The organism is Pseudomonas sp. BNK-44-b (assembly GCF_047456245.1).
Taxonomy (GTDB): domain Bacteria; phylum Pseudomonadota; class Gammaproteobacteria; order Pseudomonadales; family Pseudomonadaceae; genus Aquipseudomonas; species Aquipseudomonas machongensis.
In genome coordinates, this window is the sequence record NZ_CP179908.1 from 3,758,480 (window position 1) to 3,770,346 (window position 11,867).

7 protein-coding genes and 2 tRNA genes are annotated in these 11,867 nt (G+C 65.9%); 5 read left to right on the top strand and 4 right to left on the bottom strand.

Features of this window, described 5'->3' with window-relative positions:
• Positions 1-274: 274 nt before the first annotated feature.
• Positions 275-4,303 (bottom strand): molybdopterin-dependent oxidoreductase, encoded by a 4,029-nt coding sequence (locus ACMGGG_RS17225; RefSeq protein ID WP_414154118.1) that lies wholly within the window; start codon positions 4,301-4,303, stop codon positions 275-277.
• A 335-nt stretch (positions 4,304-4,638) separates the two neighbouring features.
• Between ACMGGG_RS17225 and ACMGGG_RS17230 the strand changes: the two genes are divergently transcribed.
• The 4 genes from ACMGGG_RS17230 (at position 4,639) to ACMGGG_RS17245 (ending at position 9,052) form a co-directional block, all read left to right on the top strand.
• Complete coding sequence (locus ACMGGG_RS17230) at positions 4,639-4,842, top strand: ParD-like family protein (RefSeq protein ID WP_054890915.1); 204 nt, start codon at positions 4,639-4,641, stop codon at positions 4,840-4,842.
• Positions 4,839-5,615 carry a type I methionyl aminopeptidase gene (gene map / locus ACMGGG_RS17235; RefSeq protein WP_186667095.1) on the top strand — a complete coding sequence of 259 codons (777 nt, stop codon included), beginning with the start codon at positions 4,839-4,841 and terminating at the stop codon, positions 5,613-5,615. Before ACMGGG_RS17230 ends, map begins: the two co-directional genes overlap by 4 nt.
• Positions 5,616-5,684: 69 nt before the next feature.
• On the top strand, positions 5,685-6,377 hold the full coding sequence (locus tag ACMGGG_RS17240; protein ID WP_063545825.1) for a DUF1266 domain-containing protein: 693 nt from the start codon (positions 5,685-5,687) through the stop codon (positions 6,375-6,377).
• A complete protein-coding gene (locus tag ACMGGG_RS17245; RefSeq protein WP_414154119.1) occupies positions 6,374-9,052 on the top strand; it encodes a DUF805 domain-containing protein in 2,679 nt (892 codons plus the stop codon). The genes ACMGGG_RS17240 and ACMGGG_RS17245 overlap by 4 nt, the downstream gene beginning before the upstream one ends.
• Here ACMGGG_RS17245 and ACMGGG_RS17250 read toward each other — a convergent pair whose 3' ends face one another.
• A complete protein-coding gene (locus ACMGGG_RS17250; RefSeq protein ID WP_063545827.1) occupies positions 9,053-10,759 on the bottom strand; it encodes a molecular chaperone HscC in 1,707 nt (568 codons plus the stop codon).
• Positions 10,760-11,026: 267 nt separating this feature from the next.
• Here ACMGGG_RS17250 and ACMGGG_RS17255 point away from each other — a divergent pair, with 267 nt between their 5' ends.
• A complete protein-coding gene (locus ACMGGG_RS17255) occupies positions 11,027-11,407 on the top strand; it encodes a hypothetical protein (protein WP_054890920.1) in 381 nt (126 codons plus the stop codon).
• 131 nt (positions 11,408-11,538) lie between these two features.
• Here ACMGGG_RS17255 and ACMGGG_RS17260 read toward each other — a convergent pair.
• Positions 11,539-11,615: transfer RNA gene (locus tag ACMGGG_RS17260), tRNA-Asp, on the bottom strand.
• Positions 11,616-11,628: 13 nt separating this feature from the next.
• A tRNA-Val gene (locus ACMGGG_RS17265) sits at positions 11,629-11,704 on the bottom strand.
• Positions 11,705-11,867 lie beyond the last annotated feature (163 nt).

Here is an 11,867-nt window from a genome sequence, read left to right on the forward strand (position 1 = left end):
AAAAAAAGGCGCCTGGAGCCGAAGCTCCAGGCGCCTTTGCCTGTACTCATCAGTGTGAGGCCCCTGTTGATCGCCGTTGATCAGTGGGGCTGTGTTGTAAATCGTTAAAAGCAGGGAGCGTGCCAAGGTGCAATCGATGCTGGCGCTATCGCGGGACAAGCCCGCGCCAACAGGGGATGCAGCGTTGCGCGACCTGCAGGAGCGCGCTTGCCCCGCGCTAGCGCCGCACGCTGCACCGCCTCAAGCCGGTGCACCGCTCCCCATCCCGGTGCACTCAATACACATCGCGTCGATAGCGCTTGCTCTTGCTCAACCTCTCGACATAAACCGCCGCCGCCTCGGCGCTCATCCGCCCGTGCTCGGCCACGACCTGGCGCAGCGCGGCATCGACATCCTTGGCCATGCGCTGGGCATCGCCGCAGATGTAGAAGTACGCCCCCGCCTCCAGCCACTGCCACAGCTCGGCACCCTGTTCGAGCATGCGCTGCTGCACGTACAGCTTCTCGGCCTGGTCACGCGAGAACGCCGTGCTCAGGCGCAGATGACCGCTGGCCTCCCAGGCCTGCAACTGCTCGCGGTAATAGAAATCGAAGGCAGCATGCTGCTCACCGAAGAACAGCCAGTTGCCGCCGCTCGCACCGCGGGCTTCGCGTTCTTCGAGAAAGGCACGAAACGGCGCGATACCGGTGCCAGGGCCAACCATGATGAGCGGCGTGGCATCGTCGTCCGGCAGTCGGAAATGCCGCGCGACCTGCGGGAAGATCGCCACCTCCAGCGCTTCGGCGCGGTCGGCGAGAAAGCTTGAGCTCACGCCCTTTCGCTGGCCATAGCGCACGGTTGAAACGGTCAGGTGCACCTGCTGTGGATGGGCCTTGGGGCTGGAGCTGATCGAGTACATGCGGGGCTGCAAGGGCTTGAGCAGGATCAGCCAGTGCTCCAGTGACAGTTGCGGCGCGAATGCAGCGAGCACATCGGCCAACTGCCGCCCCCACAGCCAGTCCGTGAGTTCGGCCTTGTGCTCGGGCAGCAGCAACCGACGCAGTTCACCGGCCTGCGGCGCCTGGCTGAAGGCTGCAAGCTGCTGCGAAGTGACCCGGGCGATCTCCAGGTGCCGCTCCATCGCCTCGGCCAACGGCATCGCCGGCAGGTCGGGCAGTTGCACGCACGTCTGGCCATCGAGCCCCATCAGCTCGAGCAGCTCCTGGACCAGCGCCGGGCAGTTGCGCGGCCAGACACCCAGCGCATCGCCTGCCTCGTAGACCAGCCCGGTGCCTTGCAGGTCGAACACCACCTGGCGCGTTTCCTTGGTCGCTCCGGGCGCATTGAGCACACGGTTCTCGATGATGGGAGCCAGGCAGGGTTGCTGCCTGCCGAACACTGGCGCCGGCTTGGCTGTGACCTGCGCAGCGGCCGTCGGCTCCAGCAGCGGCAACAACGCCTGCAGCCATGTGACGAACGATGGATCGAAATCCGGTTCGCAATCGACCCGATCGAGCAGACGTCGGCCGCCCAGCTCAGCCAGACGCTGGTCGAGCTTGCGGCCAAAGCCGCAGAACTGGTCGTAGCTGGAATCACCCAGCGCCAGCACGGCGAAGGGCAGTGCCGCACACTGTGCCCCCTCCTCGCCCTGCAACGCCTGCCAGAACGCCGAAGCGCAGTCAGGCGCATCGCCGTCACCAAAGGTACTGGTGATCAGCAGCACGCTGGCGGCGCCACGCAACTGGCTGGGGCTGACTGCATCCATGCAGCTCAGCTCGACGGCCAGGCCCGCTTCGCGCAGATGCGCCGCACAGCGCTCGGCCAGCGCCTCGCCATTGCCGGTCTGCGAGGCCCACAGCACCCGATGCCTGGCAACCTCGGCCATGGCGACCGGCGCCACCACCGGCTGGGCGAACAGGCCGGCGATCAAGCCATCGACGAACAACCGACTGGCGGGTGCGAGCGGCGCACCGGGCGGCAGGCTGGGCACCCCCGGTGCACGCGCCTGCCCAAGGCCGAGCAGAAAGCCCTGCAGGTAACGACGCTCCTCGTCCGCCAGGACGGGGGCCGGCAGGCTGTCCAGGCCCAGCAGGCGAGACAGGGTGTCGGTGGGCATGGGGGCAGACTCCGTAGGGATCGCGCTGGGCAGCTCGAGTGCCTCGATGCGTTCGCCTGCAACCCGCTCCAGGGTCACGGCGCAATGCTTGAAGGCCGGTTGCAGGGAGGTTGGATCGACGGCATCGCAGGTCACGGCGTTGATCGCCAGTTGCTCGCCATACAGGTCGTTCCAGTGAAAAGGGGCAAAGCAGTTGCCGACCAGCACCCGCTCGCTGATGCGTGCCGGCAGCACGGCCTGGCCGCGGCGCGAGCGGATCGCCACCTGGTCCTTGTCGGCGATGCCCAGGCGTCGGGCGTCCTCGGGATTGATCTCGACGAAGGGGCCGGGCTCGAGCTTGTTCAGGCTCGGCACCTTGCCGGTCTTGGTCAGGGTGTGCCACTGGTGCTGCACGCGGCCGGTGTTGAGCACCAGCGGAAAGTCGGCATCCGGCAGCTCGGCCGGCGCCAGCCAGGGCCGGGCAAAGAACCGCGCCTTGCCATTGGGGGTAGGAAAGGCCAGCGCGGGCCGCTCGCCTTGAGCGTCGTGCAGCAGCGCCTGGCTGCTGCCGTCATTGAGGTAGCGCAGCGGGCTGCGGTCGTCCACGCGCCCGGGCGCACTTGGCCACTGGCGCGGTTTGTCGCGTAGCTCGGCATAGCCGATGCCACGCAGGTCATAGCCGGTGGCGGGGTTCCAGAAACGGCGGATCTCGTCGTACACCGCTTCGGCATCGGCATAGCTGAACGCCTCGGCATAGCCCATGGCACAGGCGATGCGAGCGATGATGCGCCAATCCTCCAGGCTCTCGCCGGGCGCTGCGACCGCACGCGGCATCAAGGTGAGGTTGCGCTCGCTGTTGATCATCACACCCTCGCCCTCGGCCCACAGCGCGGCCGGCAGCAGGATGTCGGCATGGCGGTTGGTCTCGGTGTCGAGGAAAGCGTCCTGGGCGATCACCAACTGCGCCTCTTGCAGGCCGTCGATCACCTGCTGGCGGTTGGCGACACTGGCCACCGGGTTGCTGCAGATGATCCAGCAGGCCTTCACTTGCCCGGCCTTCATCTGCTCGAACAGCGCCACCGTGCCTTCACCGCCTTCGCTGCGCAACGCGCCCGGCGCCAGGCCCCACTGCTGCTCGACGAACGCACGGTCGCCCGCCACCTGCGCCGAACGCTGGCCCGGCAGGCCCGGGCCCATGTAGCCCATCTCACGGCCGCCCATGGCGTTGGGCTGGCCGGTCAGCGAGAACGGTCCGCTGCCAGGTCGGCAAATCGCGCCGGTGGCCAGGTGCAGGTTGCACAGCGCGTTGCTGTGCCAGGTGCCTTGGATGCTCTGGTTGAGGCCCATGGTCCAGCAGCTCATCCACTCCGACGCCCCGCCGATCCAGGCAGCCGCCTGACGGATATCGGCCTCGGCAAGGCCGGTCAGGGCCGCGACCCGTTCGGGGGTGTAGTCGGCGAGAAACGCAGGCATCTCGTCCCAGCCCTCGGTGTGGCGGGCGATGAACTCGATGTCTGTATGGCCGTTCTCGTGCAACAGGTAGAGCAAGCCGTTGAGCAGAGCCAGATCGCTGCCCGGGCGCACTTGCAGGAACAGGTCGGCCTTGTCGGCGGTGGCACTGCGACGCGGGTCGACGACGATCAGCCGAGCCCCGGCCTTCACTCGGTCGAGCAAGCGCAGGAACAGGATCGGATGACAGTCGGCCATGTTGGCGCCAATGACGAAGAACACCTCGGCACGCTCGAAATCCTGGTAGCTGCCCGGCGGGCCGTCGGCGCCCAGCGACTGCTTATAGCCGCTGCCGGCACTGGCCATGCACAACCGCGAGTTGGATTCGATATGGCGGGTGCGGATAAAGCCCTTGGCCAGCTTGTTGGCCAGGTATTGAGCCTCCAGCGACATCTGCCCGGACACATAGAGCGCCACGGCATCCGGCCCGTGCTCGTCGATGATCGCGCGCAGGCGCGCGGCCGATTGCGCAATGGCGTCGTCCATGCCGGTGCGTACCGGCTGCTGGCTGCGCTGCTGGCGCACGAAGGCGTGCTCCATGCGTCCGGCAGCGGACAACGGCAGATGTGCGGTGAGGCCCTTGGTGCACAGGCGTCCGAAGTTGCTCGGGTGCTGTTTGTCACCGCTGATCTTGACCACCTGGCCCTCGGCCACGGTCATGACAATGCCGCACCCGACCCCGCAATACGGGCAAACGCTGCGCACCTCGCTGCTGCTCATGGGCGGTCTCCCTGAAAACGCAAAAGGCGCCGGCTACCCGGCCTGCAGGGCAAGCGGGGTAACACGGCGCCTTTGTCGTGAAGATGAAGGGCCCCTCGGCATTGAGGGGTCCGGATGCAGCTGAATCAGCAATTTGCGGGCCAGTTGCACAATGGCGGTGGCCTTGGCGCGGGCAACCCGCACCCACAGGCCTGCGCAGCCCGGAGGACGTGTCGCCCCGCGAGAACATCGACGCGATATCCGCCCCGTCTTGATGCCGCCGCGCACCAGAAGATGACACGACGCCCAACCGACTATATGATTCGTATACGTTTCATATACCAGGAAGACTCCCCATGGGTATCGTCAAGATCTGCGACGACCTCCACGAAGACCTGCGCATCGCCAGCGCCGCGATGTCGCGCTCGATCAACGCTCAGGCCGAACACTGGATCCGCATCGGCATGCTCGCCGAACTGCACCCCCAGGCCACCTACCAGGAACTGCTGCGTCAACTGCTGCGCCAGGAACAAGCGAATCTCAAGGAGCTGCTGCAATGAGCGAGGTGATACTCAAGAACCCCGAGCAACTGGCATTGATGCGCAGGGCCGGGCAGTTGCTGGCACAGGTGTTCGCCGACCTCGACGGTTTCATCCGCGCCGGGGTGACCACGATGCAGATCAACGACCGCGCCGAAGCCTTCATCGTCGAGACGCTCAAGGCGCGCCCGGCGAGCAAGGGCCAGTACGGCTTCCCCTATTCTCTGAACACCTCGGTGGACCAGGTCGTCTGCCACGGCATGCCCAAGGTTGACGAGGTGCTGCAGGAAGGCTCGATCATCAACGTCGACATCACCCTGGAACAGGGCGGCTATATCGCCGACTCGTCGAAGATGTACCGCATCGGCGCAATCAGCGAGGAGGCACGGCGCCTGGTCGACACCACCTACGAGGCGCTGTGGAAAGGCATCGAACAGGTGCGCCCCGGCGCCACCTTGGGCGATATCGGCCACGCTATCCAGCAGTTCGCCGAGGCGGCGGGCTACAGCGTGGTACGCGAGTACTGCGGCCACGGCATCGGCCGGCAGATGCACGAGGCGCCGCAGGTGCTGCACTACGGCCAGCGCGGCATGGGCCTGAAACTCAAGCCCGGGATGGTGTTCACCATCGAGCCGATGATCAACCAGGGCGCCCGCGGCACGCGCACGCTGAAAGATGGCTGGACGGTGATCACCCGCGATGGCGGACTGTCGGCGCAGTGGGAGCACACGGTCGCGGTGACCGAGCAGGGCTATGAAGTGCTGACGCTGCGAGCGGAAGAAGGCCGGCGTTGAGGCCTGCGTAGACGGCCCCCTTGCTGCCTCTCTACAATCGCGCCACACCCCTCGCCCCGGACACTCTTCATGGACGAATCCGCACAGCATTGGCTGCATGCCCTCTCCGCCCCGATGGCCGCACTCAACGGTGCCAGCTACACCGCCGCCGAATACTTCGAAGGCGAAGACCAGACCGACCTGGAAAGCGGCTGGGGCATCAGCACCCGTGCCCAGTTGCTCGACGTGCTCGGCATGGCCGACAACGGTCACGCCAGCGAGATGAGCAACGCCTACTGGCAGTTCCAGCGCTGCCTGCCAAGCCAGTGGCAGGCACTGCTCGCTACGCTGACACCACGTGACCAGGTCAAGTACAACTACGCCGCCCGCACCTTTCCCGACTGCGGCCCGGGCGGAACCCGCGCCTGGGACATCGGACGCATGAGCTTTCTGCTGCGCGCCGGGGTGAAAAAGGGCCATATCAGCCGCGACGAAAGCCTCTACCTGCACTATCGCCTGGCCTTGCGCGCTCGCCATTACTACAACCGCTGGGACAGCTACATCGCCGGGTACCTGTTCGGCAAGGCGCTGTGGAATGTCTCCGACAGCAGCGACGAAACGTTCGCCGCCAACCTCGAGCGTCAGGGCAACGAACACTGGAATCGCTGCATTGCCCTGAACCTGAGGATCGGCGCCAACGCGCTGCTCGCCGACCTGCCCTGGGAGTTGCCGTTGCCTGAGCCGGAACGCCCGGCATCACTGGAAGAGGACTGCTGGTCATGAGTTGCTGGATTCGCCTGGGCATCGAGCCGACCCAGGACCTCGACACCATCCGCCAGGCCTACCGCGGCCGCCTGCCGACGCACCATCCGGAAACCGATCCCGAAGGCTTCCAGGCCCTGCGCGCCGCCTACGAGGAAGCACAGCGCCTGGCCCGCGAACACGCCGAAACCGGCGCGGCGCCCGAGCAGCAAGCAGCCGAAGGGCGGACCGAAGCGTCCACCAGCGAAGCCTTCGAGGCGTTCCATGCACTGCTCGAAGACTCCACTCGCCGTTACGAACCCCAAGCCTGGCAGAACTACATCGCCCAGCTCGACGAGCTGCCCCTGGAGCAACTGGAAGACCTCAGCTGGCGACTGCTGCACAACCTGCGCAACTGCGGACCGATCTCGTACCAGTGCGCACGCCTGCTGGCCCAGCGCATGGGCTGGGCCGAGCAGTTGCTGCGCCTGGCGCCGGAGGATGCCCAGGAAATAGAGGCCTTCCTGCAACGCATCGAGGAACCCGATCCCTTCGACACCCGCCTGATGCACAGCTGGTCGCCCGCCGCGCAACTGGAAACCCTTTGGTACTTCCGCAGCCTCGGCTACTACCATCAGGAGCGCCCGCTGTTCGAGTACGCACAGTTCGCCGGGTGCCACACCTGCGTGGCGTTCCCCGACGACGAGCATCTGGTTCAGCGTCTGACCGAACAGTTCAGCCAGGTCGGCATCGGCAGCCTCACCCTGCATGCACGCCTGCAGCTCCAGCACCAGCAGGCGCCGGACGATGTCGACCTGCTGTTCTTGCTGGCCCGCCAGGCCGACGCCCTGGGCGCCGAGCAGCAAGCCCTGGACTGCTGGCTACGGCTGTGGCGCGAACACCGCCACCCGCAGGCCGAACGCTGGCTGCTCGACCTCTGCGCGCGCTACCAGCCACAACGCCTGCCACTGCTGATCCAGGCCCTCGACCAGCAGAGCACGCCCGACACCTGGCCCGCCGACCTGGCCGATCCGGCACAGGTCCTGGGCAGCCCGGCACAGTCGCCGCAGACACTGGCGCGCTGGTCCGAAGCCTCGCGCCTGGGCCTTGAGGGCATCGCCGCCACCTACATCGACTGGCGCCTGGACGGCGACGACGAACTGCCGCTGCTCGCCTGGCTGCTGCCCAACCAGGACGATCGCGAATTGCACCGCCGCTACTGGCAGGCCTGGGCCCTGCAACGCGGCGAAGCCGGCTTGCTGCGCACCATTGTCGATGAGCGCCTGGGCAACGACCCGCTCGATGCCTTGATCCTCGAAGGCTTCCAGCGCCAGGCGGCGCAGCAACTGCATTGGCTCGAACACTCACCGGTGGCGCGTGCACTGGTGGAGTACTGCGCACGTGACGAGGGGCCGGTGGAACTGCCAGAGGCGCTCAAGTCCGACGCACTGCACCCGGCCTGCCGCGAGTGGCTGCGGCGCATGCGGGTTTATTCGCCACGAGCGCTGGGCGAGCTGAACGAGCATTTCGACATGCGCCGCATGTTCACCGTGCCATTCGGCCTGGTGCTGATGGAAGAACTGGCACTGAACGGCATCGAGCTGCCGCCGATGGTCGAGGGCGAAGCACTGTGGAACTGGCATCGCCAGCAGTTGTTCATGCTGGCCACGGCGCAACAGCCGCAACGCTGGCTGGACCTGGCGCCACCGCAACTGGCCGCCCAGCTCACCTACCCGAGCGACCATCCGTTCGCCCCACTGCACAAGGTGCTGATCGCCCGTCAGGCTCAGTTCAACGAACACAATGCCCTGCTCGGCTGGATGGACGACCGCGACCCGCTGCAGGCCCTGGTCGCCAGCCGCCTGCACACACTGGGTTACGTGTTCGGCAGCACTCGCCTGCCCAGCGCGGTACGTCTGCTCGAATGCCTGGAAGAAGACGTCGGTACCCTCGACGGCCACCCACTGGGCTACATGCTGCTATGCGCAGTGCTGTACCACGACCCAGAGCTCGATGCTCAACAGCGCGCCCGCTTGCGCGATCGCCTCGAGGCGATGAACAACGACAGCCCCTGGTTCGCCCCGCTGCGCGATGGCCTGATCGCCGGCAAGGTCAAACGTCCGCCGCGCCAAGCCGTAGAGCAGGAAGAGAAGGTCGACGGCAAGCTGCTTAACGAGATCCTCGACGCCTTCAATCACCTGGTCAAATCCGCATCCCCGCCAGGCACGCGCAGCCTGATGCGCCTGCAGAAAGCCAAGGATGACCCGGACCAGGACACCGGCCTGCGCTGCGCCAGCATGGCGATACTGGCTCGCGCCGAACGCTTGCTGATGGCCCGTGTCAGCCAGACGCCGGTACCCTCCTGGGCATTCTGGCGCCTGGACAGCCGCCTCAATCGCAGCGACCTGATCGCCCACGTGATCGTGATGCTGCTGGCGGGCACGGTGCTGACCACCGCGACCAAGAGCCCGATGCTCTGGACCCTTGTCGTGTTGCTGCTGTTGACATCCTTCCTGCGGCGCTTGCGCGACTTGGGCCAGGGCGTCTGGGCACTGGTGGGGTTGCTGGCCGTCAGCCGCCTGCTGCCATTCGCACCGCTGCTTCTGGTGGGGCTACCCGGCGACAAGCTCGCCAACCGCTATGGCCCTTCACCGGACGACCCCGACCAGTTGCAACTGGGCCTGCAAGTGGCCCTGCGGCGCCTGAACCATCCCTGATCAGTAGCGCAGCTCGTCCAGCGCCTGGCTCAACTGCTGGCGCTGGCGACTGATCTCGGTGGCCTGCTGGCCAGCGAGCACGGCATTGAAGGCGTCCAGCCAACTGCCGATGAGGTCGCGCTCATCGCCCAGGCTCTGCATCCAGGCGCGCTCCAGGCGGGCCAGCAGGGTGCGGTTGGGCAAGGCGTCGCGCGGGTGGATCTTCAATCTCGCCAGGCGCTCGTGGCTGGCCTGGCGGGCGTCGCTGTCCAGCCCGGTCGGGCTGCGGTCGATGCTGTGGCTGTGCTTGTGCCCGGTTTCGAGGAACGTCACGTCCACTTCGAGCAGGCCATTGATGTCGTAGCTGAAGCGCACATCCAGCGACTGCACCTGGCCGGTCGGCTGCAACGGAATCTCGAAACTGTCGACCAGAATGTTGTCGCGCACCCAGGGCCGCTCGCCCTGGTACACGGCGATGCGCACCACTTTCTGCTCGGGATGGCTGCTGTAGAAGCGCTGCACACGCGAGGTGGGGATCACCGTGTTGCGCTCGATGATTGGGGTAAAGGCCCCGGACACGTCCTCGCCACGGGACGAGGCGACCCCCAGGGTGTAAGGACAGACGTCGGTCAGGATCAACTCGTCGATCGCCGAATCCCGCGCCTTGCAGGCTGCCTGGCTGGCGGCGCCAAGAGCGACGATGGTGTCCGGATCGAGGTGGCGGTACGGCAGGCGGCCGAACAGCTTGGCCACCAGTTGCTGGATCTGCGGCATGCGCGTGGCCCCACCGACCAGCACCAGGCTGTCCAGTTCGCGCGGGCTCAGGCGCGCATCACGCAGGGCCTGCTCGATGGGGGTCCGTACCCGTGCCAGCAACGGCGCCCAGATCGACTGCAGCCGGGCCTGATCAAGCACCCATTCGCGGGCCTGGCCATCACCGCTCCAGTGCAGGGTGCGACTGCCCTCGCCCACCTCGCGTTTCAGCTGCTCGATCGCATCATGCAGGCTCGACAGCGCCTGGGGCTCCAGGGTTTCGGCACTGAGGTTCCAGTCACGCAGGCAGGCATTGAGCAAGGCCTCGGTGAAGTCCTCGCCCCCCAGATAGTTGTCACCGGTTGAGGCATGCACCTCGATCAGCGGCAAGGCGTATTCCAGCACAGTGACGTCGAAGGTCCCGCCGCCCAGGTCGAACACCAGGGTGCGCTCGAACTTCTGCTCGTGCAGCCCGTAGGCCATGGCGGCCGCGGTCGGCTCGTTGATCAGGCGCTGCACCTTCAGCCCCGCCAGCTCCGCAGCGAAGACCGTGCGCTTGCGCTGCTCGTCGCTGAAATAGGCCGGCACCGAAATCACCGCTTCACTGACCGGGCACCCCAGATACGCCTCGGCATCCTGCTTCAACGCGCCCAGCACCAGAGCCGAGAGTTCTTCCGGGGTGAAGCGGTGCTCGCCGAGCTCGAAGCGCTTGTCACTGCCCATGAAGCGCTTGAAGGCCGCAGCGGTGCGGTGGGGGTGGGTGGTCAGGCGGGCGCGGGCGGCGCTGCCCACCAGGATGCTGCCGTCGTCGTCGACGCTGACCACCGACGGCGTCAGCACCTCGCCCACGGCGTTGGCGATCAGCTGCGCCTTGCCGTCCTGCCAGACTGCGATAAGGCTGTTGGTGGTCCCCAGGTCGATACCCAGCAGTGGGGTCGACGGCGTGGGCGTTGGAGAGGTGCTGGCATCCTGCATGGTCGGTCTCTGCTTGCAAGGTAGAGCCGGCGCGCGGCCTGCTGGCTGCATCCGGCGTGTAGGGGGATTCTGACGCAATGAGCCAGCGAGTTGAAGGCGTAGATGCGAACCCGGCGTGCCTGCTGACCCAGGGCGGCACCAGGGACGGAAAAAATATTCATCGAACACGGGAATAGAAGCTGACACCGGGGCGTTGTCCCTGCATGGCCGATGCATAAGGCCATCATTCCCCCGATCGGATTCGGATAACCGCCAGAGGTATCTCTCATGTTGAAGAAAAGCGCACTCGTTCTTTCATTGGCTCTGACCTGCGTGTCTGGCCTGGCCTTGGCTGATGCCCCCGCGAAGGTCGGCGACAGCGCCCTGGGCAAGGTCCTGGTCGACAGCAAAGGCCTGACCCTCTACACCTTCACCAAGGACAGCGCTGGCAAGTCGGCGTGCAACGGTCAATGTGCGCAGAACTGGCCGCCGCTGGCCGCCGGCCCCTACGCCAAGGCCGCCGATGGCTACAGCGTGATTACCCGCGACGATGGCAGCAAGCAGTGGGCTTACAAAGACCAGCCGCTGTACGGCTGGGTCAAGGACCAGAAGCCGGGCGATACCACCGGCGAAGGGGTCGGCCAGGTCTGGCACGTGGCCAAACCCTGAAGCTGAAACACCACGGGGGTGTCGATGGACAGCCCCCGTGGTGTTTGCGCAAGCCAGAAACAAAAAAAGCGACCTTAAGGTCGCTTTCTTTGTGGCTTCCGGGTGTTCAGTGGGCCCTGGAAGCTGGAATATGGCGCAGCGGACGGGACTCGAACCCGCGACCCCCGGCGTGACAGGCCGGTATTCTAACCGACTGAACTACCGCTGCGCTATACATCGAGTGGTGGGTGATGACGGGATCGAACCGCCGACCCTCTGCTTGTAAGGCAGATGCTCTCCCGGCTGAGCTAATCACCCTTCGTCTCGGTGTGGCGCGCATTCTACGGAGGACCCTGTACCCTGGCAAGCACTTTTTTCAAATTTTTTATCTGATCTTTCAAAGACCTATGAATAAGTCACTGCTGGCCCTCTGACAGGGTTGGCCTGCAACCACTGCTCGGAGAATAATGCCCGCCTTATG